This is a genomic window from Marinobacterium jannaschii DSM 6295 (assembly GCF_000620085.1).
Lineage (GTDB): Bacteria > Pseudomonadota > Gammaproteobacteria > Pseudomonadales > Balneatricaceae > Pontibacterium > Pontibacterium jannaschii.
In genome coordinates this window covers 84,256-109,192 of sequence record NZ_KK211068.1, presented here as the reverse complement: position 1 = coordinate 109,192, position 24,937 = coordinate 84,256, and the positions used below count along the sequence as shown (strand labels likewise).

Annotated in this window: 22 protein-coding genes; 13 read left to right on the top strand and 9 right to left on the bottom strand. The window is 57.7% G+C overall.

The window, feature by feature from the left end:
* Nucleotides 1-35: 35 nt before the first annotated feature.
* Nucleotides 36-692, top strand: a complete 657-nt coding sequence (locus Q354_RS0122190) for a response regulator transcription factor (protein ID WP_027859531.1) — start codon at nt 36-38, stop codon at nt 690-692.
* 473 nt (nt 693-1,165) lie between these two features.
* On the opposite strand, the gene Q354_RS0122185 is transcribed toward Q354_RS0122190, so the two are convergent.
* A complete protein-coding gene (locus Q354_RS0122185) occupies nt 1,166-1,828 on the bottom strand; it encodes a hypothetical protein (protein ID WP_156948453.1) in 663 nt (220 codons plus the stop codon).
* Nucleotides 1,829-2,098: 270 nt separating this feature from the next.
* Here Q354_RS0122185 and cysM point away from each other — a divergent pair, with 270 nt between their 5' ends.
* The 7 genes from cysM (at nt 2,099) to adk (ending at nt 12,856) form a co-directional block, all read left to right on the top strand.
* On the top strand, nt 2,099-2,992 hold the full coding sequence (cysM, locus tag Q354_RS0122180) for a cysteine synthase CysM (RefSeq protein WP_027859529.1): 894 nt from the start codon (nt 2,099-2,101) through the stop codon (nt 2,990-2,992).
* 711 nt (nt 2,993-3,703) lie between these two features.
* Nucleotides 3,704-4,921 (top strand): FAD-binding domain-containing protein, encoded by a 1,218-nt coding sequence (locus tag Q354_RS0122175; RefSeq protein ID WP_027859528.1) that lies wholly within the window; start codon nt 3,704-3,706, stop codon nt 4,919-4,921.
* A gap of 613 nt (nt 4,922-5,534) precedes the next feature.
* Nucleotides 5,535-7,808: a GTP diphosphokinase gene (gene relA / locus Q354_RS0122170; protein WP_027859527.1), complete on the top strand. Its 2,274-nt coding sequence runs from the start codon at nt 5,535-5,537 to the stop codon at nt 7,806-7,808.
* Nucleotides 7,808-8,620 (top strand): nucleoside triphosphate pyrophosphohydrolase, encoded by an 813-nt coding sequence (gene mazG, locus Q354_RS0122165; RefSeq protein WP_027859526.1) that lies wholly within the window; start codon nt 7,808-7,810, stop codon nt 8,618-8,620. Before relA ends, mazG begins: the two co-directional genes overlap by 1 nt.
* Complete coding sequence (locus tag Q354_RS0122160) at nt 8,620-9,000, top strand: hypothetical protein (RefSeq protein ID WP_027859525.1); 381 nt, start codon at nt 8,620-8,622, stop codon at nt 8,998-9,000. The genes mazG and Q354_RS0122160 overlap by 1 nt, the downstream gene beginning before the upstream one ends.
* 263 nt (nt 9,001-9,263) lie before the next feature.
* Nucleotides 9,264-11,870 (top strand): phosphoenolpyruvate carboxylase, encoded by a 2,607-nt coding sequence (gene ppc / locus Q354_RS0122155; protein ID WP_027859524.1) that lies wholly within the window; start codon nt 9,264-9,266, stop codon nt 11,868-11,870.
* 329 nt (nt 11,871-12,199) lie between these two features.
* Complete coding sequence (gene adk, locus Q354_RS0122150; protein ID WP_027859523.1) at nt 12,200-12,856, top strand: adenylate kinase; 657 nt, start codon at nt 12,200-12,202, stop codon at nt 12,854-12,856.
* Between the two features lie 101 nt (nt 12,857-12,957).
* Here adk and Q354_RS0122145 read toward each other — a convergent pair whose 3' ends face one another.
* The 5 genes from Q354_RS0122145 to Q354_RS27690 all read right to left on the bottom strand — a co-directional run bounded on the left by Q354_RS0122145 (nt 12,958) and on the right by Q354_RS27690 (nt 17,133).
* The gene (locus tag Q354_RS0122145) at nt 12,958-14,253 is read right to left on the bottom strand and encodes a DEAD/DEAH box helicase (protein WP_245601114.1); all 1,296 of its coding nucleotides are present in this window, start codon (nt 14,251-14,253) and stop codon (nt 12,958-12,960) included.
* Between the two features lie 66 nt (nt 14,254-14,319).
* Nucleotides 14,320-14,655: a DOPA 4,5-dioxygenase family protein gene (locus tag Q354_RS0122140; RefSeq protein ID WP_027859521.1), complete on the bottom strand. Its 336-nt coding sequence runs from the start codon at nt 14,653-14,655 to the stop codon at nt 14,320-14,322.
* Nucleotides 14,656-14,778: 123 nt separating this feature from the next.
* Nucleotides 14,779-15,501: a glycerophosphodiester phosphodiesterase family protein gene (locus Q354_RS0122135; protein ID WP_027859520.1), complete on the bottom strand. Its 723-nt coding sequence runs from the start codon at nt 15,499-15,501 to the stop codon at nt 14,779-14,781.
* A gap of 130 nt (nt 15,502-15,631) precedes the next feature.
* Nucleotides 15,632-16,258: a glutathione S-transferase N-terminal domain-containing protein gene (locus Q354_RS0122130; RefSeq protein WP_027859519.1), complete on the bottom strand. Its 627-nt coding sequence runs from the start codon at nt 16,256-16,258 to the stop codon at nt 15,632-15,634.
* On the bottom strand, nt 16,255-17,133 hold the full coding sequence (locus Q354_RS27690) for a hypothetical protein (RefSeq protein WP_027859518.1): 879 nt from the start codon (nt 17,131-17,133) through the stop codon (nt 16,255-16,257). Before Q354_RS27690 ends, Q354_RS0122130 begins: the two co-directional genes overlap by 4 nt.
* Nucleotides 17,134-17,294: 161 nt before the next feature.
* Between Q354_RS27690 and Q354_RS0122120 the strand changes: the two genes are divergently transcribed.
* The 4 genes from Q354_RS0122120 to Q354_RS27685 all read left to right on the top strand — a co-directional run bounded on the left by Q354_RS0122120 (nt 17,295) and on the right by Q354_RS27685 (nt 21,014).
* On the top strand, nt 17,295-18,107 hold the full coding sequence (locus Q354_RS0122120; RefSeq protein ID WP_036231187.1) for a dienelactone hydrolase family protein: 813 nt from the start codon (nt 17,295-17,297) through the stop codon (nt 18,105-18,107).
* Nucleotides 18,108-18,146: 39 nt separating this feature from the next.
* Nucleotides 18,147-19,808, top strand: coding sequence for an amidohydrolase (locus Q354_RS0122115; RefSeq protein ID WP_084332717.1), 1,662 nt, complete (start codon nt 18,147-18,149; stop codon nt 19,806-19,808).
* A 105-nt stretch (nt 19,809-19,913) separates the two neighbouring features.
* Nucleotides 19,914-20,162, top strand: coding sequence for a hypothetical protein (locus Q354_RS0122110; RefSeq protein WP_027859515.1), 249 nt, complete (start codon nt 19,914-19,916; stop codon nt 20,160-20,162).
* Nucleotides 20,163-20,183: 21 nt separating this feature from the next.
* Entirely contained in the window at nt 20,184-21,014 is an 831-nt protein-coding gene (locus Q354_RS27685; protein WP_051560535.1) for a putative metalloprotease CJM1_0395 family protein, read from the top strand.
* Between the two features lie 56 nt (nt 21,015-21,070).
* On the opposite strand, the gene Q354_RS0122100 is transcribed toward Q354_RS27685, so the two are convergent.
* Nucleotides 21,071-21,967: a helix-turn-helix transcriptional regulator gene (locus Q354_RS0122100; protein ID WP_036231184.1), complete on the bottom strand. Its 897-nt coding sequence runs from the start codon at nt 21,965-21,967 to the stop codon at nt 21,071-21,073.
* Between the two features lie 187 nt (nt 21,968-22,154).
* On the opposite strand from Q354_RS0122100, the gene Q354_RS26870 reads away from it, so the two are divergent.
* The gene (locus tag Q354_RS26870) at nt 22,155-23,102 is read left to right on the top strand and encodes a DMT family transporter (RefSeq protein WP_051560533.1); all 948 of its coding nucleotides are present in this window, start codon (nt 22,155-22,157) and stop codon (nt 23,100-23,102) included.
* Here Q354_RS26870 and Q354_RS0122090 read toward each other — a convergent pair.
* Entirely contained in the window at nt 23,083-23,844 is a 762-nt protein-coding gene (locus Q354_RS0122090) for an alpha/beta fold hydrolase (protein WP_027859513.1), read from the bottom strand. The two genes, Q354_RS26870 and Q354_RS0122090, sit on opposite strands and share 20 nt — an antisense overlap.
* A 130-nt stretch (nt 23,845-23,974) precedes the next feature.
* A complete protein-coding gene (locus Q354_RS0122085) occupies nt 23,975-24,601 on the bottom strand; it encodes an FKBP-type peptidyl-prolyl cis-trans isomerase (protein ID WP_027859512.1) in 627 nt (208 codons plus the stop codon).
* Nucleotides 24,602-24,937 lie beyond the last annotated feature (336 nt).

Below are 24,937 nucleotides of genomic sequence, written 5' to 3'. Positions count from 1 at the left end.
CTCATTTAATCAGCTAACCGTTGTCGGAGGTGTTTATGGCTGCTCTTCTGAAAGTTGTTATCGCAGATTCTTCACCGCTCTACCGTCAGGGCATCGAGCAGGCGTTGCACGCTGCCGGCGTAGAACTCTGTGCCTTTGCCGCTGATTCCTGGCAGGAACTGGAAGCGATTCTTCACTGCCGTGATGATCTGGACCTGCTGTTGCTTGATAGTGGTGTTAACGGCCTGCGCCAGTATGCGCAGCTAGACGCACTGCTGCAGCAATATGAGGTTCCGGCGCTGGTACTCTGTGAGACGGTGAATTCCGACAGTGTACGCAGCCTGTTTCAGGCCGGAGCCCGCGGCATCAGCCTGCGCTCACTGGATGGACGTAAGCTGTTTGAAGCGGTGCGCTGTATCCTGCAGGGCGACTTCTGGCGTCCGGAGCTGGATAAATACCACTGGATGCAGGCCAGTGAAAAAGTCAGCCTGCAGTCCGGCCTGGAGCAGTTGTCGGCAAAAGAGAAGTGCGTACTGATGCACCTGAAGGACGGCCTGATGAACAAGCAGATTGCGCGGCAGATGCAGGTTACGGAAAACACCATCAAGGGCCATGTGTCGAATATCTACCGCAAGCTGAATGTGGATAACCGTATCCGGCTGGCGATGTCGATGCAGCAGCTGGAGGCGGCCGGAACGCTTCGGGTAGCCTGACTTAGCAAGGATTTTGTTGCCGGCTGATCAGTGTGCCGGTGACAAAAGTTTCTGACTGTTGTTGCCGGTTATCGCCCCGGCGACTTTTAGCCCAACGGATCAGAGACCTGAATCAGTAACAGTGGGTTGCGCCGTTGATCTGTTACCGATTCCTTCCCCGGCGAGGTTTCTGCAGGCGTTCATTGTGCGGCTGAAGAAACAGATGCATTCTTTCCTGGCCCCTCATTGAGGGGCTTTTTTTCCGGCGTTTTTCCTGGCGCTGGTGGCTGCTCCCGCCGCGCGGAAACCGGACGGCCGGGCAGGTTGTCCGGTGCCGGATTCGGCCGCAGAATCCTGGCGAGCAGACATAAAAAAGCCCGCCGTGGCGAGCTCAAAGATCAAGGATGTCCGACTTCAGTCTAGACCGCTTTTCGCCTTTATGTAGCGCATATCACGGTTTTATTTCAGTGCCGGGGCATTTCTGTTGCAACCGCTCAGCGGCTGAACAGGCAGCGGCGCTGCCACCAGTCGCCGCGGCTCAGCAGCCGGTCGATCAGTTTACACTGGCGCTCGTCACCCTGAACGGCGGCGGGCGGGGTGGCGCTGTGTGGCAGCTTCTGAGCCAGTCGCTGGCGGCAGTACGCATGATAACCGGCATATCCGGCTGGCTCCTGAGAGTCGCTCTGCGGCGACTGCAGTTCATGATGCCAGGCAAAGACCGGTAATTGCGGGCACAGGAAGAACAGCAGCATGCTGGCAGCCCGCCAGTTAGGGTTACCGGGGAAGACCGCAATGGCGGCCTGCTCGACCAGTTCGATCGCCAGCTGATGACGCTGGTCGTGATCCAGTTCATCCAGCTGCTCCCAGTGCGCGCTGATCCGGTCGCGGATAAAGCTGTCCAGATTCGAGGCCAGCTGGTCATAAGTGGTGGCAACCGGGGCCATGTCGCAGCTACTCCAGAGGATACGCAGGTAGGTCTTATCGACCAGGGTGCGTCCGGCATTGAGCCATTGATAACGTGCGGCGTGCTCCAGGCTGCCATAGAACAAATTGAGCAGGCCGTTTTCGCTGCTGCGCATATCATGGCCGGAAGCGAAATCCGGATGGGGCTGCTGCCAGCGCGCCAATGCGTCGTTGGGGGCGACGGCTGTCGTCATGTGGCTTACCTCGGAAAAACAGTTCATTTCTGCCCGGACCCTGAGCCGGGCCGGAGCTTAAAATCCTATAAAATAGCCAGCTGCCGCTACTGTTGCTAGATCCAGCATCTGACACAGGCTGGAGCCAATACGACAGGCCAGTTGCGTTTACTCCACCTTGCTTGTACTTTCCGGGAACCATCAGTAGTATTCCGTGTCCTGCTATAGGGTATATAAAATTCCTTTTTTATTTCTTTTGGTTACAAGCTTGTAACCGTGAAGGTGAGGTTTATGAGCATTCAGTTCCCGACCATTGAAGATTACGTGGGTAAAACTCCGCTGGTGCGTCTGCAGCGACTCGGTCAGGAGAACGGCAACACCATCCTGTGTAAGCTTGAAGGCAATAACCCGGCAGGCTCGGTTAAAGATCGTCCGGCCCTGAGTATGATCCAGCTGGCGGAAGAGCGCGGCGCGATCAAGCCCGGTGATACGCTGATCGAGGCGACTTCCGGTAACACCGGTATCGCGCTGGCGATGGCAGCGGCGATCAAGGGCTACAAGATGAAGCTGATCATGCCGGACAATATGAGCATGGAACGTAAGGCCTCGATGACGGCTTACGGTGCCGAGCTGATCGAGGTCACTCAGGAGCAGGGGATGGAAGGCGCCCGGGACCTGGCGGCGGCACTGCAGGAAGAGGGGCAGGGCATCGTGCTTGATCAGTTCGCCAACCTGGATAACCCCGAAGCACACTATCGCGGCACCGGACCGGAGATCTGGCAGCAGACGGACGGGCAGGTCACGCACTTCGTCAGCTCTATGGGCACCACCGGTACTATCATGGGTACCTCACGCTACCTGAAAGAACAGAACAGTGATGTGCAGATCGTCGGCCTGCAACCGGAAGACGGCTCGCAGATTCCAGGCATCCGCCGCTGGCCTGAAGAATACCTGCCATCGATCTTCGATGCTGCGCGGGTCGATTCCATCCTGGATATCAACCAGACCGAAGCGGAACAGACCATGAAGGACCTGGCCACCCGGGAGGGGATCTTCTGTGGCGTCTCCTCCGGTGGTGCCGTTGCCGGTGCCCTGCGCCTGTCGAAACAGGTTAAGAATGCGGTGATTGTCTGCATTATCTGCGACCGTGGCGACCGTTACCTGTCCACCGGCGTATTTAACTGATCTATCCCCCAAGGCCCTGTCGTGTCCGCGATGGGGCTATATCTCCGATAAAATTTATCAGATAACAGCTTTACATCCTGTATTCGGATCTATACTCCAGTTAGAAGCCTGTTGAACGCTGTCCGAAGAGGACTATCCGGTGTTCACAGGTCATGAGGCAGGGATTGGTACTGAGAGCGTCAGGACGATCGTCATGGCAGTTCACAGGGCACGGATACTCTGCATCTCTCAGGTTAAAGGCGCGGAGAGACATAGATCTTCATTCCTTTACAGCGCTGTAATTTATTCATTACGGCCAGTTTCCTGCCAGTAGAACCGGCTACTGGGTCACGCTTATCGTTCACGACTCCTGTACAGATCACAGAACATATCGCCGGTTACTGTATCGGTAAAACTCGTCTACCTTTATGTTGCGCTGCGAAATAATTACCAGCGACGGCTGATGCAGAGACCTGTTTTGCCTCACATGAGATGGCGCCTGTTTTCTGCTTTGCCGCCCGGGTGATTGGCGTATCACCCTAAGGCCCGTCGTTAAATATAGTGGGCACAATGCCTGACCCCCGTGGGCATTTTTGCCGTTAGAGTAAACCACTGTATGGCCTTAAGACGTAATGGAGAGAGGAAACAGAAACCATCAATCTGAAACCCGGAGTCTGAATTAAACAGAACAACAGACTCCACGCTCTGTCGGGGCAGGGCAGGAGAAACACTGTGAACAAGATAGCTGAAAACTGGTATCCATCCCGGGAGGCTGCATTGTCTCGGTTGAATGACTTCGTGCCACGTGCCGGGCGCAGTTATCAGAGCCATCGGAATGAAGACCTGGGCGAGGGTCAGCATAAGTGGGTGTCCGGATTGTCACCCTATTTTCGTTACGGCCTGTTGGAGGAAGCGGAAGTGATTAAGGCGGTACTGGCGCAGCACAGTGCCGAGGCGGCCAACAAGTTTATTGAGGAGGTTTCCTGGCGCAGTTACTGGCAGGGCTGGATGATGATGCACCCTCAGATCTGGTTGGACTACCACAGTGATGTGGCAGATCGGCTGACATCGATGCAACAGGATATAGAGCTGGCAGAGTGTTATCACAATGCCTGCCAGGGCCAGACCGGCATCGACTGTTTTGACAGCTGGTCGCGCGAGATGCAGCAAACCGGCTACCTGCACAACCACGCCCGGATGTGGTTTGCCAGTATCTGGATTTTCACCCTGCAACTCCCCTGGCAGCTGGGGGCCGACCTGTTTATGCGCCGTATGCTGGATGGCGACAGCTCTTCCAATACCCTGTCATGGCGCTCGGTGGCCGGGTTGCACACCCGGGGTAAACACTATGTTGCCACGGCCGAGAATATCCGTCGCTTTACCCACGGCCGCTTCAATCCGGTCGGTCAGCTCAATGAACAGGCTGAATCGATGTATGAGATCACCATGCGGCCGGCGATCCGGGAGATTCCGGCGGCGGGTGAGGTGCACGGGCGGGTTGGTATTCTGGCTACTGAGGCGTTTTGTAACCTCAACGGACTGGTTGAAGCCTATCAGCCGGTGGCGCTGGGGGTGCTGGACACGACGGAGGCCCGCTCTCCCGGCTCAGTGTCGCAGCAGGTCAGTCGTTTCAGTCAGGGCGCGTTGCTGAACCTGACCGAGTGCTCACCGCAGCCACTGACACTGATGCAGCTGGCAACGCTTGAAACGCAGTTCTGCGAATGGGTTCAGAGCCACCAACTGGATTCGGTACTGCTGCTGGGGGTCTGCCCCGGTATCCATCAACTGGTCATCAGTCAGATGATCGCCGGCCTCCCCGAGGGCTCCAGGCCGCATATCTGTTACCACCAGTCTGAATGGCAACGGGCACTCTGGCCCCATGCCCAGGCCGGTTTCTACAAGTTCCGTCAGCAGCTGCCTGCACTGCTCGAGCGCCTGTCTGCCACTTAGCTCTGGGGGCGGCTGCTATACTTATTTGAAACGGGCATATATTGCCCGTTTTTCTTTATATGCCCTGCGACCTCCCGTCGTTGCCCGATTTCTGATCAGCCCCGTGCGATGGCCTCGGAGTAGGTACTTATTCCGAGGCTCTTAAGGCTGTATGATGTAGCGCGCATCGGTATGACGCTGCCCTGTCTGAGCATTTATCGCCCCGGGATAAAGCGTCAGCGACCGATGCCTGAGCCTTCAGTGGTCGATGGAAAGACCCTGATGTTCGGACCGGGATTGAATGGCTGGCGCCTTTAATGACTGCAACCGGTAGCGATTTGGCCGGACATTGGGCGGAACTTGGCTGCCCTCAGTAGTCTTAATGCATAGTAATGTGCGCCGTATAACCGGATTCTGATTGGCCGATGCAACTAGCGGCATCGTATTTGCTTTATCAATCCGGTCTCTGCCGATGCAGGGAAATCCTTCCCTGTCCCGGAAGTTCCAGGCTCTCTGACGCGACGTTGCCCGTTATCTTTGGCCGTCGATCAGGGGCAAACAGGTTTTTACTCTGTTCATAAGAATAAGTATCCGCCATGTGCGGCAGAGTTGTGTAAAGGAGTGGCATTTAGCCATGGTTAAGGTTCGTGAAGATCAATACATCCGCGAGGATGGCAGTGTAGATTTAGATATCTGGCTTGAGCAGCTGCAGAGCCAGATGGATATCGAGAATATTGAACAGCTTCGTCAGGCCTGCGAGCTTGTGCAGCAGGCGCAGGACCGCGTATCGCCTAACGAAGATGTCTGGTCGAAAAATACCCAGGGCAGTCTGCTGACCGGTCTGGAGATGACCCAGATTCTGGTTGAACTGCAGCAGGACCAGGATACGCTGGTGGCTGGGGTGCTCTATCGCAGTGTGCGGGAAGGCAAGCTCAGCATTGAGCGCATTCGTAAGGAATTTGGTACGCCGATCGCCAAGCTGATCGACGGCGTGCTGCAGATGGCTGCGATTGGCAGCCGTAAGAATCCGCGCTCAGAAGAACTGGTGCTGGGCAGCGGTTTTGCCCAGGTAGATAACATCCGCAAGATGCTGGTGGCGATGATCGATGATGTGCGCGTGGCACTGATTAAGATCGCCGAGCGTACCTGCGCCATCCGTGCCGTGAAAGAGGGTAGCCGACGTAAACGCTACCTGGTGGCACGCGAAGTGTTTGATATCTATGCCCCGCTGGCCCACCGGCTGGGGATCGGGCATATCAAATGGGAGCTGGAAGACCTCTCATTCCGTTACCTCAAGCCGAACGATTACAAGCATATTGCCCAGTTGCTGGATGAGAAACGTCTCGACCGGCAGGGCTTTATCAATACCATGGTTTCGCTGCTGGAACAGAAACTGGGCGAAGCCAGTATCGACGGTGAAGTGAACGGCCGGGCCAAGCATATCTACAGTATCTGGCGCAAAATGCAGCGCAAGAACATCGACTTCAGCCAGGTCTATGATGTCCGTGCAGTGCGTATCCTGGTGCCGGAGATCCGCGACTGTTACACGGTTCTGGGTATCGTGCATGGTCTGTGGCGCAACATTCCCCACGAGTTCGATGACTATATCGCCTCGCCGAAACCGAACGGCTACCGCTCACTGCATACCGCCGTATTCGGCCCTGAAGGTAAGGTACTGGAGATCCAGATCCGGACCTTTGAAATGCATGAGGAGGCGGAGCTGGGCGTCTGTGCCCACCACCTCTATAAGGGAACCGATACCAAGACCAGCAGCGACGCCTATGAAGATAAGATCGCCTGGCTGCGTCAGGTGCTCGAATGGCATGAAGACCTGGGTGAGAGCGAAGGCTTTGGCGATATGCTGCGCGCCGATATCGTGCAGGACCGCCTCTATGTCTTCACGCCTGACGGACATGTGATCGACCTGCCAAACGGCGCCACGCCGGTGGACTTCGCCTACCGGGTACACACCGAGGTCGGACATCGTTGCCGCGGTGCCAAGGTTAATGGTCGTATCGTCTCCCTGACCACCCAGCTGCGTACCGGTGATCAGGTTACTATCCTGACCGACAACGAAGAGCGTCCGCGCCGTGACTGGCTGAACCCGAACCTGGGGTATGTCACCACCTCCCGCGCCCGAGCCAAAGTTGCGCACTGGTTTAAAGAACAGGATAAGGATAAGAACGCCGACGCCGGACGTAAGATTGTCGACCGTGAATTCAAGCGCCTGGCGCTGGATCAGGAAGAGATAGATATCCGCAAGGTGGCTGGCAGCGTCAACTACAAAACCGCTGAGGATATGTTTGCGGCCCTCGGGGCCGGGGATATCCGTCTGTCGCAGATTATTTCCGGTGCCCAGCGTCAGGTCGAACGGCCAGGCGTCGAGCACGACGAACAGCTGGATCTGGCCCTGCCGGGCAGCATCGCGGAAGCGCGCAGCGGTGACGCCGGTATCCGCATCGAAGGTGTCGGTAACCTGCTGACCAATATCGCCACCTGCTGCCAGCCGGTGCCGGGCGATCCGATCGGCGGCTACATCACTCAGGGGCGTGGCGTCTCGATCCACCGCGAAGACTGCCGCAACCTGCTGGAACTGCGCCAGCGCGAGCCGGGCCGGCTGCTGGAAGTAGACTGGGGTGAAGAGGGCGAGACCACCTACCCGGTGGATATCTCGATCGAATCCTTCGACCGTCCGGGGCTGCTGCGCGATATTATGATCCTGCTGGCCGAGGAGCGCCTCAACGTCATGGCGGCGCACACCCTGACCGATAAGAGCAGTAACACGGCGAAACTGTCGATCACCATCGAGATTGCCCGCCTCGACCTGCTGGGTAAGATCATGGATAAGATCAATCAGGTACCGAACGTGATTGATGTCCGCCGCCAGCGCAGCGGAGTTCACAGCTGATGAGCGATCAGTACGGACTCGAGGATCTGCTCTATCTGATGGCCCGGTTGCGGGATCCCGGGGATGGTTGTCCCTGGGACCTGAAGCAGGACTTCGCCAGTATAGTGCCGCATACGCTGGAAGAGGCCTATGAAGTGGCTGACACCATCGAACAGCAGAACTGGCCGCATCTGAAGGATGAGCTGGGCGACCTGCTGTTTCAGGTCATCTTCTATGCCCGCCTGGGTGAGGAGCAGTCGCGCTTCGACTTCGGCGCTATCGTCGATAACCTGGTGCGCAAGCTGGTACGCCGTCATCCCCATGTATTTCCCGAAGGCACATTGCAGTCACGCCGCAGCGGCAGCGATATCAGCGATGAGCAGATCAAGGGCACCTGGGAGAAGATCAAGCAGCAGGAGCGGGTCGAGAAGGCCAGCAAGCGGGTGCTGGATGATATCCCGCAGGCGCTGCCGGCACTGAACCGTGCCGTTAAACTGCAGTCCCGCGCCAGTAAAGTGGGCTTTGACTGGAATGACCCCCTGCTGGTGCTGGATAAGATCGAAGAGGAGATCGCCGAACTGCGTGAAGCGATCGCCGCCGGTGATCAGATCGAAATCGAGCACGAGCTGGGCGATATGATCTTTGCCCAGGTGAACCTGGCGCGTCACCTGGAGGTGAACCCGGAAAGCGCCCTGCGCTATACCAACCGTAAATTTGAACGCCGCTTTGCCCATGTTGAAGACCGGGTGGTGGAATCCGACCGCGAGTGGCAGCAGTTTACCCTGGACGAGCTGGACGGATTCTGGGACGAAGCCAAGGAGAAGGGACTCTGATGAGCGGATTACACTGGTTTATCCTGGCGGTTGTGGTGATGGCCGCGCTGGCGTACTGGAACTGGCAGCGTAGCCAGGACCAGCTGGCCCAGTTGCAGAAGCAGGGCTTTCAGATCAGCGAAGATCTCAAGGGCCAGCCCCGCTTGCTGCTGGATCTGGCTGCAAAGCAAGTGGCGCTGGTCACACCCTCGCAGGCCAGCCGGGTCGCCTTTGCCGATATCGTTGCGGCTGAATATGGCTATGATTCCGGCACCCAGACTGACAGCCGCTTCCGTATCGAACTCAGCACCAGCAGCGGTCAGCAGTGGCAGGTTCTGTACGAAAACGAAGCCATTGCCCGGCGCCAGCTGGAACGCCTCAACAGCCTTCTGGGACGCTGATCCCATCTCCTGAGGCCGCTTTTCAGAAGCTGGCCTCAGTCACTTTTCTGTCATCTGTGGCGTTCATTCTCTACCAAAGACCTATGTTGCGATGCAGCATAGATCCACTTTAGAGGGGGTGTAACTTGGCCGTCCCTGCGTTAGGATCGGTGAAGATACTCTTAAAAACGGCTGGTCCGGCGCAGAAGTACTGCACAGAATCCCATTATTTCAATGGTCTGGTGGCAGCCTGTCGCCGAACCGGCTTCATCAGGAGGTGATCGATGATGGATCTGAACGAAGCGCTGCGCGATAACGTACGGATGCTGGGGGCGAGCCTGGGACGTACCATAGAAACCCATCGCGGGGCAGAACTGCTGGCGACCATTGAGCAGGTGCGGAAGCTGGCAAAGGACGGTCGTAATGCCGATCATCCGGAACGGGAAGCGCTGTTGCAGACCCTGCGGACACTGGATAAAGACGATGCACTGGCGGTATCCCGCGCCTTTACCCAGTTTCTGAACCTTGCCAATATTGCCGAAGAACACCACCGGGTGCGCCGTCGCCTGGAAGCGACCGATATCTGCACCCCGGATTCCCTGTGCAGCCTGTTTGCCCGCCTGAAACAGCAGGGCTTCAGCGCCGCTCAGATTGCCGAAGCCCTGGGCGAACAACAGGTCGAACTGGTCCTGACCGCCCACCCTACCGAAGTCAATCGCCGTACCCTGATCCAGAAATTTGACGATATCGCCGATTGCCTGCGGCGGATGGACCAGGGGGAAACAGTCGATCAGCGCCTGAACCAGCTGATCAGCCAGATCTGGCACACCGATGAGATCCGTAAGCAGCGCCCGACGCCGGTGGAAGAGGCCAAGTGGGGCTTTGCTGTGATCGAGAACAGTCTCTGGCGGGCGGTACCTGACTTCCTGCGCCGCCTCGATGCCCAGCTGGATGAGACCCTCGGCGAGCGCCTGCCGCTGGACTGCTCGCCGGTGCGTTTTGCCTCCTGGATGGGCGGTGACCGTGACGGCAACCCCAACGTTACCGCCAGCGTGACCCGCGATGTGCTGTTGCTGTCGCGTTGGATGGCGGCCGATCTGTATCTTCGTGATATCGACAGCCTGCGTTCCGAATTATCGATGTTTCAGGCTAATGCCGAGCTGCGCACCATCGTCGGTGACTGTGCCGAGCCGTACCGCGAGTTGCTGAGCCGGGTGCGTCTGCGGCTGCAGGCGACCAAAGCCTGGGCCGAGGCGCAGCTGAAGGGCGAAGTGGCTGACGACACTAACCTGATGCTGAATGAAGATGACCTGCTGCAGCCGCTGATGTTATGCCATCGTTCGCTGCACGAGTGCGGCATGGGCATTATCGCCGAAGGGGCGCTGGAGGATATTATCCGCCGTATTGCCTGTTTCGGCCTGACCCTGGTGAAACTGGATATCCGTCAGAGTTCGGATCGCCATGCCCAGGTGTTTGAGGAGATCTGCCAGTTTTACGGCATGGGCTCCTATACCAGCTGGACCGAGGAGGGGCGGCAGAACTACCTGCTGAACGAGCTGCGCAGCCGGCGTCCTTTGCTCCCGCGTAACTGGACCCCCTCGGCTGAGGTGCAGGAGGTGCTGGATACCTGCAAAGTGGTGGCCCGGTCAGCGCAGAACGGCCTCGGTTCCTACGTGATCTCCATGGCCGCTCAGCCTTCCGACGTGCTGGCGGTGATTCTGCTGCTGCAGGAGCAGGGCATTCGCCACAACATGCGCGTGGTGCCACTGTTCGAGACGCTGGATGACCTCAATAATGCCCGTGACTGCATCGACGCCCTGCTGAGGGTCGACTGGTATAAGAACTACACCGCCGGCCATCAGGAGGTGATGATCGGCTACTCGGATTCGGCCAAGGATGCCGGTCAGCTGGCCGCCGCCTGGGGCCAGTACAAGGCGCAGGAGGGGCTGACATCGCTCTGCCGGGAACACGGCGTCAACCTCACACTGTTCCATGGCCGCGGTGGAACGGTCGGCCGCGGAGGTGGCCCAAGTCACACCGCCATTCTGTCCCAGCCCCCGGGCTCGGTGGCGGGCAGCCTGCGCGTGACCGAGCAGGGCGAGATGATCCGTTTCAAGTTCGGTATTCCTGAGATCGCCTGTCGCAACCTCGAACTCTATGCCGGGGCGGTACTTGAGGCCACACTGGCACCGCCAGCCGCCCCTGATCCGGCTTGGCGCGAGCAGATGGAACAACTGGCCGCACGCGGCCTGCAGGAGTACCGGGCGGTGGTGCGCAACGATCCGCAGTTTGTACCCTATTTCCGGGCGGCAACGCCGGAACAGGAGCTGGCCAAGCTGCCGCTGGGCTCACGGCCGGCCAAGCGTCGCCAGGACGGCGGTGTGGAAAGCCTGCGGGCGATCCCCTGGATCTTTGCCTGGACCCAGATACGCCTGATGCTGCCGGCCTGGCTGGGATCTGACCGGGCACTGGCGGCGGCTCTGGACGGTGGCCAGGAACAGCTGATCCGCACCATGTACCGTGACTGGCCGTTTTTCCGCGCCAATATCGATATGCTGGAGATGGTACTGGCGAAGAGTGATAGCAGTATCGCCGCCTACTATGAGGAGCGGCTGGTGTCGGAAGAGCTGCGGGTGCTGGGGTCCAGTATGCGCAGCCGGCTGCAGTCGATGCCCGGGCTGATCAACCGGATCAAGCAACAGGATCAGCTGCTTGTCGACAATCCGGTGATCCGCCAGTCCATCGATGTCCGCAACCCCTACATCGACCCGCTGCACTTCCTGCAGGCCGAACTGCTTGACCGTGACCGCACTGAACCGGACAAGCGTCTGGAGCAGGCGTTAATGGTTACTATGGCTGGAATCTCCGCCGGTATGCGCAATACCGGTTAGGGTCGCCACAGATTCGGGGCTGAAAAGCCCCGTATTTTCACTCCGCGACCCTGCTTTTAGTCTTAGTGTCGCTTTCAGGGGTTGAGCAAACCCCGCCTTTGGCGTACCCTCAAAAACCTTTTGCTCTCCGGGCTCGGGCCTGTACTTTTGTCGCCAATCTTTAGTCCGAATGTCGAATTGTTCAGCTTTCGACGCGTGGTATCGTCCGGTAATCAGTGTTTAAAAGGCGCCAATAATTAAAAGATTTCGCCGCCCTGTCGTTCCCCCGGAAGACAGGGCGGCAACTAATTATCCATTTTGCTTGTCTATAGATTCAGGAGTTTTCCTTTATGCGTATCATCCTTTTGGGCGCACCTGGTGCCGGCAAAGGCACTCAGGCACAGTTCATCACTGAGAAGTACAACATCCCGCAGATCTCTACCGGCGACATGCTGCGTGCTGCAGTAAAAGCCGGTACCCCACTGGGCGTGAAGGCAAAGGAAGTGATGGATGCCGGTCAGCTGGTATCTGACGAGATCATCATCGGTCTGGTTAAAGAGCGTATCGCCGAGTCCGATTGCGCTAACGGTTTCCTGTTTGACGGTTTCCCGCGCACCATTCCCCAGGCTGATGCCCTGAAAGAAGCCGGTGTGGATATCGATGCCGTGGTTGAGATCGACGTAGCTGATGAAGAGATCATCAAGCGTATGAGCGGTCGTCGTGTACACCCGGGTTCAGGTCGTACTTACCACGTTGTGTTCAACGCACCTAAGGTTGAAGGCAAGGATGATGTGACCGGTGAAGACCTGGTACAGCGTGAAGACGATCAGGAAGAGACGGTACGTAAGCGTCTGGACGTTTACCATGAGCAGACTGCACCACTGATCAGCTACTACAAAGGCTGGGCGGAAGAAGACGCAGCATCTGCACCTCGTTACGTATATGTAGCAGGTGTTGGCTCTGTGAACGATATCCGTGACGCGGTATTCTCTGAGCTGGAAGGTTAATTCCGCCGCTGCAGAACGTAAAAAGCCGTATCTTCTGATACGGCTTTTTTGTGCCTGCGATTTATCGCGCCGACCTTATCCGGCCTCTCTGGACGACAGGGCTAGCGTTTTTTACGTCCGCCGCCGAAGATCGACGGGCGCACGCTGGGGGCGTCACTGGCGACATATTCCGGCACCGCCGGTTTTTTCGGTGTGGCAACCTTGGTGGCTTTCCTGCGCCGGCCCTGTTCGGGCAGTGCTGCCGCCGGCATTTCAACGCCGTTATCAAAATACGGTACCGGCTTCAGTTTCAGCGGCCGCTTCATCAGCGCTTCAATTTCGGCTACCAGCTTATGTTCATCGGGGGCGACAAAGGAGATCGCCTGGCCTGAGCTGTTGGCGCGTCCGGTACGGCCGATTCGGTGAATATAGGCTTCCGGCTGCTGTGGCAGGTCGAAGTTGACCACCCTGGGCAGGGCGTCGATATCCAGTCCCCGGGCAGCGACATCGGTGGCGACCAGTACCCGCAGTTTGCCCTGCTTAAAACGTTCCAGGGTCTGGCTGCGCTCACGCTGGCTCTTATCACCGTGAATGGAGCCGGCCTCGATCCCCTCCGCCTGCAGGTGCTCAGTGACCATATCTACCCGTTTCTTGGTGCGGACAAATACCAGTACCTGTTTCCAGCTGCCGCCCTGAATCAGATAGCTGAGGATCTCGGCCTTGTCGCGCTGCTCGACCCCGTAAGCGATCTGCTGCACTTTGTTGGCGGCAGAGTTGCGTTTAGTGGCGGTAATGCGTTCAGGCTTGTCCAGCAGGTCGCGGGCAAGCTTTTCGATCTCGCCGGAGAAGGTTGCCGAGTAGAGCAGGGTCTGACGTTGCTTCGGCATAAACCGCATCAGACGGCGGATATCGTCAATAAAGCCCAGGTCCAGCATCCGGTCGGCTTCATCCAGTACCAGCGTCTCCAGACCCTTAAGGTCGAAGACCTGATGCCGCAGCATCTCCTGCAGCCGGCCGGGTGTGGCGACCAGCAGGTCGGCACCGCGTTTCAGGCGACGGGCCTGGGTTTCCGGTGCCACGCCGCCATAGACGGCCGCGCAGCGCAGGCCGAGGCCGGCGCTGTATTTGCGAAAGCTCTCTTCAACCTGAATGGCCAGCTCCCGGGTGGGCACCAGTATCAGGGAGCGGATAGGACGGATCTCCGCTTCTGAGAGGCACTCCGCATGACGTTGCAGCAGCGGCAGGGCAAAGGCGGCGGTCTTGCCGGTCCCGGTCTGGGATTCCGCCATCAGGTCTCTGCCAGTCATCACCAGTGGGAAACACTGGATCTGGATCTGTGTGGGCTGCTTATAGCCGAGTTCGAGAAGGGTGTTCTGAAGGCATTCATTTACACCCAGAGACTTGAAAGAGGACATCATTAAACCTGTCTGAAACCGCAAAAAAGGCGATTATAGCAGAAGCGTCTGCAGACCGTTTCTGAATGCTCAGGCCGTGCGGAACATATCCAGCTTCAGGGGCTGCTGTGTACCCATCCAGAGGGCGTGGTCGGAATGGTCCAGCAAGTGGTTCCCGGTAATCGGGTGGATAAAAATATCCAGTCCATTGCGGTTGAGGGACAGCCAGGGGATCAGGCTGGCAAAGGTATCCGGCCCGAAGGACAGCTGGCAGCTCCAGTGCGGGTGTGGCCCAACCGGTTTACGGTGCATGCGCCCCATCTCCAGATCGAAACGGCGCTGGGCCTCCAGGCAGAGGGATTCCGCCTGCGCATAGCTGTCGGCATCGAAGTAAATATGTGCATGGTAACCGCTGATTGTCTGCATAAGCTGAAACACTGGACCGCTGTTGATAAGAGGCTTCCAGTTTAAAGCCCGCGGGTAGCGGGTGCAGCCCGATTGTGGTCAACAGTCTGTTGCCCCGGGGGGAATAAAGGCCGGATTCGGCGATCAGACCTGCTCCAGCAAATCTTGTGGGCAGTCGGTAAAAATGCCGTCGACGCCGATACTGAACAGGCGCCGTGCCTGCTCCGTATCGTTGCAGGTGTAGCAGTAGAGGTCATAACCGGCCTGTTTCACCGCCTGTGCCTGACGAAAGCTCAGCTGCTCCCAGTCGCAATGCAGGCTGGCGGCATCAACGGCCTGCATATAGCCGAGCCAGTCGTCGGGGATCGCCTCAAACAGTACGCCGATCTGCGGGCAGGGGTCGAGTCGCCGCACAGCCAGCAACACCTCAAAGTCGAAGCTGCTGATCAGCAGGCTGCAGCGGTTATCCCAGTGCTGTTCAAGGGCGTTACAGATCACCTCTGCCACCTGATCCGGGGGCAGGTCGAAGCCTTTGATCTCCAGGTTCAGGTTCAGTCCCAGTTGCTGGACCAGGGTGAGTGCCTGCTGCAGTGTTGGCAGCGGCTCGGCAGGAGAGTCCTGAAACAGTGCGGTGGCGTTGATCTGGTTCAGTTCAGGGAGGCTGAGGTGTTGCAACAGTCCCTGCTGATCGGTACAGCGGTCGAGGCTGTTGTCATGGCTCAGTACCGGGGTGTTATCACCCAGCAGGGTGGTATCGAGCTCTATCCAGCGGAGGCCAAGGCGGGCGGCCTGTCTGATTGATCCCAGGGTGTTTTCTGCCGCCAGGCTGGCGACGCCACGGTGTCCGATTATACGATCAGCGATCATGGAGTCCTCCTCTGGCTCAGGGTACTGTTTTGCAGGACGCTATTATCCGGTCAACAGTGGCTGCATCTTCTGGCCTGGCTGTGACCGTCGGGTTAAGGATTGAGGATAGTTTGATGAATCCCGGAGGCAGTCAGCCTGGCCCGGGCACCTGCATGCCCCGCTGCACGAAATCCATGGCTTCCATGCGAGCCATCCAGCCTGCAACGGCAGGATAGTCCGCCGGATCGACCTTTTGCCAGGCAAAGCGTGCAGCCCAGGGGTAGATGGCAAAGTCGGCAATCGACAGGCTGTCCCCGATAATAAACGCCTGTCCGTTCAGCTGGGTATCGAGTACCTGCCACAGTCGCTGCGCTTCTTTATTGTAACGCTGAATCGCATAGGGGACCGGCTCTGGTGCAAAACGGTTGAAGTGGTGAGCCTGGCCGAGAAAGGGGCCGAACCCGCCCATCTGCCACATCAGCCACTGCATGCATTCAAGGCGCAGGCGTGGTGCCTGAGGCAGGAAGCGGGCAGTTTTTTCAGCCAGGTAGAGCAGTATGGCACCGCTCTCAAACACTGAGACAGGCTGGCCGTCCGGGCCATCGTTATCCACAATGGCAGGGATTTTATTGTTGGGGCTGATCGCCAGGAAGTCGGCTTTGAACTGATCATCATGGAGAATATCGATGGGCTTTACCCGGTATTCAAGCGCGACGGCCTCCAGCATGATCGAGACCTTACGGCCGTTCGGTGTTGCCCAGGTATAAAGGTCAATCATTGCACGTTTTGCTCACTGAAATGTTGATAGATCCGGATCAGCTCTTCCTCGCTGAAAGTCACTACGATCAGCTGCTGACCGGGCTCGATCAGATCTGGGTTATTGCCCAGCACCCCTTTGCGGTAGTTATACACATAGGTGCGGCTGACCTTATCCTGCAGTAGCCGGCCGAGGAAGGAGCTGAGATCGTTGGAGAGCTTTTCGTCAGCATCTTCCGGAATATCGGCAGAAACGGTCTGATCCATCTGTCTTAAGCGGATACCTTTGGCAAAGGTGCGTGTCAGGCCGTTCTGAATGATGCCCCAGAGGCCCTGCCGGTCGCCGTCCTGTACCGCATGGATATAGAAGATCACCCGGCCGTCGTGATCCGGGTTATCCAGCAGTTCCTGCAGCTTGATGCTCTGTTCGACCCGGGGCAGCACGCCCCTGAGGACCGATTGGCCCTGGTGATCGGTGATGATGCTGTCGCCCTGGGCAGTGCGGAAGGATTCGGTCCGGTCACCGGGGAGCGGTGTCAGTTCGATGGCACTGCCGCTTTCCAGTGGAATGGTGATGCTGATACCGTTCTCTTCGGTGGTGTTCGGCTGCACCGATTCGAGCTGCAGTATGCTGGCTTCGGTTTTCGGCAGTTTCAGCAACTGGGCTGCGGTAACAAAGTGGTCCGCCTGCTCAATGGCGATCTCTGCGGCAGCGGCATCGGTTAGCTGATCGATATGCGCCTTGGCGGCCTGCCGGGTTTTCAGGTCAACCGGACCGGCCTCAGTTGCGGCTGTTTCGGGCGCAGTTGGTGAAGCCGGCTGGTTCTGTTTTTGATAGAAGATCAGGCCCGCGGCGGCAAAAATAAACACGATCGCCAGTATCAGTGCACGTTGCATCCCTGTTCTCGCTTTTTGTTTGGATTCCCTAACACTCTACCTTTTCAGGCTGTATGAGCAATAGTCAGTCCAGTGAATCTATCTTATTTATCTATAGTTAATATGAAGATGAATAACTGTTCGCTAAGTATTCGCGACAACAACCGGATCGGGGGTGAGAGATGAAACCTGGCGTACTGGCGCTTGTCCTGGGATTGCTGCTGGGCAGTGGCGCCCTGAAGGCTGAGATAAAAGAAGAGGTAGTGGGATACCTGGATGGCGAGCATCACCTGCGTGGATATCTCTATTTTGATGATAAGTTCGCCGGTGTGCGACCGGGGGTGCTGGTTGCCCATGAGTGGTGGGGGCTGAATGACTATGCCCGGCAACGGGCGAAAATGCTGGCTGAACTGGGATATGCCGCTTTTGCGCTGGATATGTACGGTGATGATCTTGTCACCGAGCATGCCGATCAGGCGAAGGCCTGGATGAAGCAGGTTAGTGGTAACCTGCCGGCATGGCAGCAGCGAGCCCGGCGCGGCTACGACCAGCTGGCCAATCACCGCATGGTCGATCCCAAGCGGATTGCCGCTATCGGTTACTGCTTTGGCGGATCGACGGTGATGCAACTTGCCTACAGCGGCCTGCCACTGAGTGGTGTGGTCAGCTTTCATGGTTCGCTGCCGGTAGCAACAGCGGAGCAGGCCGCCCAGGTTGCGGCGCCGGTGCTGGTGTTTCACGGCGAGGCAGATAAATTTGTGCCCGCTGAGCGGGTCAGTGAATTTAAGGCGGCCTTGCAGACGGCTGATGTGGACTGGCAGTTTGTCAGTTATAGCCGGGCGCAGCACAGCTTTACCAACCCGGCCGCCAGTCAGCTGGGGATTGAAAATATCGCCTACAGTGAAGCCGCCGACCGGCGTTCCTGGCAGGTGTTGCAGGTGTTTTTCAATGAGATATTCAGTAATACCATCGAGCAGACTCCGCCGCAGGAATAATGCTGGCTGAGCCGCAGGCGGGGATTCCGAGGGTTTCAGATGACAACTTACAGGGGAATGCTGGCCGGTTGGCTGCTGGCACTGGGGATGGCGACGGGGCTGCAGGCGGCACCGGACCTGGTGCTCTATAACGGCCAGATCGTAACGGTGGACAAACGTTTTACCCGGGTGCAGGCACTGGCAGTAGAGAAGGGCGTCATTGTCGCCAGCGGGCAGGACAAGGCGGTGCGCTATCTGGCGGATAAAAATACCCGTCAGATCGATCTGCAGGGGCGGACAGTGATTCCGGGGCTGATCGATAACCATATGCACCTGATTCGCGGCGCACGCAACTGGCGTCAACAGCTGAGACTGGATGGCGTGACCCGCTACCAGCATGCGCTGGAGCTGATTGCGGCGAAAGCGGCGGCCAGCCAGCCGGGAGACTGGGTGCTGGTACTGGGGGGCTTCGTTGAGCGCCAGTTTACAGATCAGCCTGATGGCTTCAGCCGCGCTGACCTGGATCGGGCGGCGCCCGATAACCCGGTCTATATCCAGCACCTGTTTGACTGGGGCTATGCCAACAGTGCCGCGCTGGCTGAGATCGGCATCGATGCGGCCGTAGCGTGGCAGAAGCGCCCCGGGTTACTGCTGGATGATAGCGGCCTGCCCTCGGGGCCGGTGACCAAAGGTACCCGCCAGGCCCTGCTGGATGCCTTGCCGACACCCGAAGGCAAAGCCGCGATGGCTGATGCCCGGGCGATGGTCGACGCGCTGCTGCGGCTTGGACTGACCACGGTACAGGATGCCGGCGGCTTTGACCTGCTGCCCGGGGCTTATACCCCCTTTGCGCTGCTGGATAGCCAGGAGGAGCTGAACCTGAGGCTGTACTACCTGAAGCAGCTGATCCCCTGGGAGAAAGGGTTTGGTTATCCACCGGATATGACCCGCCTCGATGGTTATCAGCCACGCCAGGGCAGTGACTTTTACAGCAGCGTCGGTGTTGGCGAGCAACTCTACCTTAAGGTGCAGGACAGTGCTTCGCGTCCGGCGGACAGCAGTCCGGAGGTCCGGGCCCGCTTTCTCGACTACTGCCGGATACTGGCGAAGCGGGGGATCACGCTGCACCTGCACGCAGTCCATGACCGTTCTATCAATCAGCATCTGGATGCCTTTGCTACGCTGGCCAGGGAGTATGACCTGCGTGCGCTGCGCTGGACCCTGGCCCATGCGGACGGCATTAAGCCCGAGACGATCCGCCGGGCAAAAGCGCTGGGAATCAATATCGCCGTACACAGCCGGCCGTGGCTGATCGGTTACCGTTTCCATAGCCGTTTCGGTGAGCGGGCGTTTGAGATGACGCCGATGCGGTCTTTGAGCGAAAGTGGTATCGCCTGGGGGCTGGGGTCGGACAGCCCGATGGTGTCGAGTCTGAATCCCTTTCACACCCTTAGCTGGGCGGTGAATGGCACTATGGTGGATGGAAACAGGATTTCGCGTCAGACCGTTACCCGGCAGCAGGCGCTGGTGGCGCATACGATCAACAACGCCCGTCTGTTATTTGCCGAGCAGCAGCTGGGCTCGCTGGAGCCCGGCAAGCAGGCCGATCTGCTGGTACTGGATCGCGATTATCTGGCCATTCCGGCCGAAGAGATTGCGCAGATCAGAGTGTTGGCAACGATGCTTAACGGCCGCTGGGTTTATCGTGCAGAAGGCTATTAAAGGGTTCTGTTCTGATAGGGAAATTTACTGAGCCAGAGTTTGTATAAAATCTATACACTGATGTAAACTTAGCTTTACACCTAACCCGATTGCAGGGATATCACCATGAACGTAACAGGCGCACTACAATCAGGCATGATCGGCCTGAACCGCACGCTGGATAATGTGCAAAAGGCCTCCAGCGATCAGGTAGGCAACGGGCAGCCGGAGCGACCAGAAGAGGCCAGCGGTAAGACCACCACAGCACTGCAGGCTGTGCAGGGCACAACGCAATCAGGCAATGAAGTCGCCAGTACCCAGGTCGTCAGTGAAACTGAAAAGACCCTGGGTGGAAATATCGACCTTCACGTCTGATCCCTGCTAGCGACACTTCCCATGGAAATTTCTGCCGGCCACGCTCTTACGATCCATTCCCACCCTGCGATTCAGTCGCAGGGCCCGGGACGGGTCGCTGGTGGCGAAGAGTCGCTGCAGGATGCTCAATCTCCTGATCTATCTAAAAATCCTGATACTGCCGCGACCGGTTCGGTAACCGAGTCAGAAGCTGGCCGTGAAAGCGCGACGGGCAGCGAGTCTGAAAACAGCGCTGCCGGTAACGGCAGCCAGTTAAATGAAGCCGAACTCAAGCAGGTCGAACAACTGGCTCGGCGTGATCTCGAAGTGCGGCAGCATGAGCAGGCACACGCCGCTGTGGGCGGCAGCTATGCCGGGGCACCTGAGTACGAATATACCCGGGGACCTGACGGGCGGATGTATGCCGCCGGTGGCGAGGTCAGTATCGATACCTCGCCGGTTCCGGGTGATCCTGCGGCCACCATTGAAAAGATGCAGGTTGTGATTGCCGCCGCTACGGCACCGGTCGAGCCTTCATCCCAGGACCTGCGTGTAGCGGCAGCGGCGCAGGCGATGCTGGCTGAGGCTCAGGCAGAACTGCTACAGACTGAAGCTGAGGGCGCGGAAGAGGCTGATGCCGAAGCTGAGGAAAGTGGCGAAGCTGATGGCTCTGCGGCTGATGGCGGCAGCGCCCGTGGTGCTGAGCGATCTGCCGATGGCCTGAGTTCTGCGGATGCGGAGGAGAGCACACAGCAGGTCTCAGGACAAAGCGAAAACAGGGAGCAGGTTCGTCAGCTGGAACAGAAGCTGGTGGACAGCGGTGTGTTTTCTCAGTTATTTCCCAGTGGTAGCCTGATCTCTCAGATCACCTGAGCGATTCCGACCTACCGAGCCTCTCTACCCAATTTCTACCCCGCCTCCACCCATAATCACACCCGGCTTACTGGTGTTTCACGTTTCGACCGCCGGTAACGACCGGGTGTAATCCCCATGCCCTGCCTGAAACGGTGACTGAAATGACTTTGGCTGGAAAATCCGCATTGCAGTGCGATCTCGCTGATACTCAGTTCGGCATGCTGTAGCAGCATGGAGGCCTTAACCAGGCGCCGGCGGTTGACGTACTGGTGGGGTGGTTCACCGAAGGAGACCTTAAACATCCGGGCAAAGTGATATTCACTCAGGTGAGCCAGGCTTGCCAGCGAGTGCAGCGTCAGCGCCCTGTCCAGGTGACTCTCGATGTATTCGCTGAGCAGCCGCCTGACGGCCGGCGCCAGCCCGCCCCGGCACTCGGGCAGGGTGACCTGACTATTGCTGTAGTGTTTCAGCAGGTAGTTGATGAGGCTGTCATTAAGGCTGGATATCGCCAGCTGATCGGCCCGGTCATGCCAGTCCAGCTGCAGGATACCGTGCATGCAGATCTGATGGATCCAGGGATCGGCGACGAAGGTGCGGTCATCCAGCGCCAGGTGAGCGCTTTCACGATCCAGCACTCGTTCCGCCATCGTCTTCAGCTGCTGATCGCTGAAATAGAGATGGAACAGGCGCACATGGCCGGACACATCCCAGTCGTATCGCTGATCGGCCGGCATAACGCAGATCCGTCCTGGCGCGCCTCCTCCCATGGCCCGGCGCTGGAACAAGCGGCGCATTCTGACGCCGCCTTCCAGATAGCAGCTAAGGGTGTGGTGGCCGGGCTTCTGATAACTCACCGGACCGTAGTCATCACGCTCCCAGATCGCGGCCGCCAGCTCGCTGCCCCGGGTCAGACTGTCGACTAACTGGGCTCCGGACTCTTCGATGATCTGATAAACGGTAGGCGCAGACATAACGGATTCAGCCTGAGGCGTTTGCTGTATGAGAGAAATGATTGAACCTTTGATGCTAGCGCCTGCCTTTGGTGTGGACAAGTCGGCAGGCAACAATGCGCAAGATTATGCAAAAAGCGCAGGAAGCTGACAGAACGGTGCGGCCTCTCTCTGTAGCCTGAGTTTTCAGTCTGTGGAGGTGTCTAAGGTGTTTAATTTCGCTCTTTATCTGGTCACTGTGCTGATCTGGGGAACTACCTGGATCGCGATTAAGCTGCAACTGGGCGATATTGCGGTAGAGGCGTCGATCCTCTACCGCTTTTCGCTGGCTGCACTGGTGATGGTACTGGCCCTGACATTACTGCGGCGCTGGCAGCCACTGCAGCTGCGTGATCACCTGTTCTGTGTGTTGCAGGGCGGTTGCCTGTTCTGTTTTAACTTCTACTGTTTCTACACGGCGACAGGCTATATCAGCAGCGGACTTGCCTCGGTGATCTTTTCGCTGGCAACCATCGCCAATGCAGTAAACGGTTGGTGGATCTACGGCAACCGTCCGGGAATCAGGGTAGTCGCCGGCTCTCTGGTGGGAGTGGCCGGAGTGATCGCCATGTTCTGGCCCGAAATCACCGCCGATCAGCTGGATGCGCAGGTCGTGCAGGGGGCCGGACTGGCCGCGCTGGGAACCCTGCTGTTCTCATTTGGCAATATGGTGTCGATACGTCAGCGCCGGCAGCGGATAGCGGTTGAGGTCGCCAACGGCTGGAGCATGCTTTACGGCGTTCTGATGTTGTTGCTGATCGGCGGGCTTCAGGGCGTGGAGTACCGCTTTGATAGTTCGACAGCCTATGTTGCGTCGTTGCTCTACCTGGCGATTCCCGGGACGGTGATCGCCTTTACCACCTACCTGATGCTGGTTGCCCGGATCGGACCCGATAAGGCCGCTTACAGTACGGTGATGTTTCCGGCGATAGCGCTCAGTGTCTCCACCGTTTACGAAGGATTTATCTGGCACCAGGCAGCGATACTGGGGTTTGTGCTGGTGTTATGCGGTAACCTGCTGATCTTCGCCCGTATGCCCAAGGCTGTCATTGCCGTTATCCGGCAATGGCTGCACGGGAGGCGCTTCGCCCGAGGGCTTATCCGGCGAGGAAGTTGAGCACAATCTTGCCAAAGATTGCGGGCTTCTCGGCGTGGGGCCAGTGGCCGGCGCCCTGAATCATCTTATAAGTTGCCAGCGGGAACAGCCCCAGAATCATCTCCCGGTGATCGGGCAGGATATAGTCAGACTCAGCGCCCTTGATAAACAGGGTTTCACCGCTGTAAGGAGAGCCGATCGGCGGCTGGCTGATATTGGCATATTGCTGATGCAGGGTATCCAGGTTCATCCGCCAGGCAAACTGTTTCTGCTCATCGCGGTAGAGGTTTTTCAGCAGAAATGCCCGCACTGACAGCTCCGGCACCTGCTGTGCCAGCTGCTTATCGGCTTCGCCGCGGGATTTGATGCTGCCGGTATCAATGGCGTAAAGCCCTCTGAATACATCATCATGGTGCGGGCTGTAATGGACCGGTGAGATATCCACAATGATCAGCTTTCTGACCTTTTCCGGATAACTCAGGGCCAGCTGCATGGCCGCTTTACCGCCCATGGAATGTCCCAGGATATGGGCATTATCCAGCTGCAGCTGTTGCATCAACTCTACGATATCAGCGGCCATCAGGTCGTAATTCATCTCATCGCTGTGAGGGGAGCGACCATGATTGCGCATATCGACGGCGATCACCTGAAAGTGCTCTGACAGCACCTTAATCTGGCTGCCCCAGTTTTCAAGGGTGCCGAACAGGCCGTGCATGATAATCAGCGGCTCGCCGCTGCCATGGATCTGATAGTTAAGCTGCATTGGGAAAAGCCTTAAGCGGTCAGTCAAAAACGATGGGATGGGCAGGGCTGGCGTACCCGGACATAAACGCTAAGTCAGAAGCTGTAAGTGCCAGTGCGCTTACAGCTTGAAGCTTAACGCTGGGAGCTGCTTACAGGATGTCGAGCAGTTCTACGTCAAATACCAACGTGGAATACGGAGGGATACCACCCGGGGAACCCTGAGCGCCGTATGCCAGTTCGTAAGGGATATACAGTTTCCATTTAGCGCCTTTGGTCATCAGCTGCAGGGCTTCAGTCCAGCCAGCGATCACGCCGCCAACAGGGAATTCAGCCGGCTGGCCACGGTCGTAGGAGCTGTCGAAAGTGTTACCGTCGATGAAAGTACCGTGGTAGTGCACACGTACTTTGGAGTCAGCAGATGGCTTGTCGCCCTCTTCACCGGCTTCGATCACTTCGTACTGCAGGCCGGATTCCAGCTTGATCACACCTTCACGCTGAGCGATTTCGCTGAGGAACTTCTCGCCTTCAGCAGATGCCTCTTTGGCTTCAGCTTCCTGCTTTTCACGCAGGCGCTGGTTGATCACATTGAACGCTTCCTGGATCTCAGAAACTTCGATGCGCAGTGCGTCGCCGTTCAGGGAATCGGAGATGCCTGCTGCGATAGCAGTGACATCGATACCTTCAAAGCTGTTCTGTGCCAGCTGGTCACCCATCTGGCGGCCGATGCCGTAGCTTGCACGCTGCTCGATAGTTTCAAACTTCAATTCTTCAGACATTTATCTGTATCCGTTTTGGAAGGGGCGCGACGTAATAAGATCACGTCTTGTTAAGCGCATCCCCTGATAATGGGGATTCCCAGCCGTGTTTCAAGGGAGTTGTTCAAAATTCCTGTTGGCGCAGGGGTGGATAGAGTAAGTTATCTCAAAGCTCTTACTTCAACTGCTTTTTAGCGGCCCATAGGGCTGCAAACACCGTCCGGCAATATCGGTAGGTTGGCGCAGCGACAAAGCCCAACATATGCGTGAATCTGCCTATTCGGCAGTGAACGTTTTCGATACTTTTCCGCCTTGTTAGTACATTTTCTAAGCTGCCTGTGCGGCAGTGAACTCGTC

Excerpts from the sequence above, each read along its gene's own strand:
- Q354_RS0122190 (WP_027859531.1), top strand. The coding sequence starts at position 36 with ATGGCTGCTCTTCTGAAAGTTGTTATCGCAGATTCTTCACCGCTCTAC.
- Q354_RS0122185 (WP_156948453.1), bottom strand. The coding sequence starts at position 1,828 with ATGACGACAGCCGTCGCCCCCAACGACGCATTGGCGCGCTGGCAGCAG.
- cysM (WP_027859529.1), top strand. The coding sequence starts at position 2,099 with ATGAGCATTCAGTTCCCGACCATTGAAGATTACGTGGGTAAAACTCCG.
- relA (WP_027859527.1), top strand. The coding sequence starts at position 5,535 with ATGGTTAAGGTTCGTGAAGATCAATACATCCGCGAGGATGGCAGTGTA.
- mazG (WP_027859526.1), top strand. The coding sequence starts at position 7,808 with ATGAGCGATCAGTACGGACTCGAGGATCTGCTCTATCTGATGGCCCGG.
- Q354_RS0122160 (WP_027859525.1), top strand. The coding sequence starts at position 8,620 with ATGAGCGGATTACACTGGTTTATCCTGGCGGTTGTGGTGATGGCCGCG.
- ppc (WP_027859524.1), top strand. The coding sequence starts at position 9,264 with ATGATGGATCTGAACGAAGCGCTGCGCGATAACGTACGGATGCTGGGG.
- adk (WP_027859523.1), top strand. The coding sequence starts at position 12,200 with ATGCGTATCATCCTTTTGGGCGCACCTGGTGCCGGCAAAGGCACTCAG.
- Q354_RS0122145 (WP_245601114.1), bottom strand. The coding sequence starts at position 14,253 with ATGATGTCCTCTTTCAAGTCTCTGGGTGTAAATGAATGCCTTCAGAAC.
- Q354_RS0122140 (WP_027859521.1), bottom strand. The coding sequence starts at position 14,655 with ATGCAGACAATCAGCGGTTACCATGCACATATTTACTTCGATGCCGAC.
- Q354_RS0122135 (WP_027859520.1), bottom strand. The coding sequence starts at position 15,501 with ATGATCGCTGATCGTATAATCGGACACCGTGGCGTCGCCAGCCTGGCG.
- Q354_RS0122130 (WP_027859519.1), bottom strand. The coding sequence starts at position 16,258 with ATGATTGACCTTTATACCTGGGCAACACCGAACGGCCGTAAGGTCTCG.
- Q354_RS27690 (WP_027859518.1), bottom strand. The coding sequence starts at position 17,133 with ATGCAACGTGCACTGATACTGGCGATCGTGTTTATTTTTGCCGCCGCG.
- Q354_RS0122120 (WP_036231187.1), top strand. The coding sequence starts at position 17,295 with ATGAAACCTGGCGTACTGGCGCTTGTCCTGGGATTGCTGCTGGGCAGT.
- Q354_RS0122115 (WP_084332717.1), top strand. The coding sequence starts at position 18,147 with ATGACAACTTACAGGGGAATGCTGGCCGGTTGGCTGCTGGCACTGGGG.
- Q354_RS0122110 (WP_027859515.1), top strand. The coding sequence starts at position 19,914 with ATGAACGTAACAGGCGCACTACAATCAGGCATGATCGGCCTGAACCGC.
- Q354_RS27685 (WP_051560535.1), top strand. The coding sequence starts at position 20,184 with ATGGAAATTTCTGCCGGCCACGCTCTTACGATCCATTCCCACCCTGCG.
- Q354_RS0122100 (WP_036231184.1), bottom strand. The coding sequence starts at position 21,967 with ATGTCTGCGCCTACCGTTTATCAGATCATCGAAGAGTCCGGAGCCCAG.
- Q354_RS0122090 (WP_027859513.1), bottom strand. The coding sequence starts at position 23,844 with ATGCAGCTTAACTATCAGATCCATGGCAGCGGCGAGCCGCTGATTATC.
- Q354_RS0122085 (WP_027859512.1), bottom strand. The coding sequence starts at position 24,601 with ATGTCTGAAGAATTGAAGTTTGAAACTATCGAGCAGCGTGCAAGCTAC.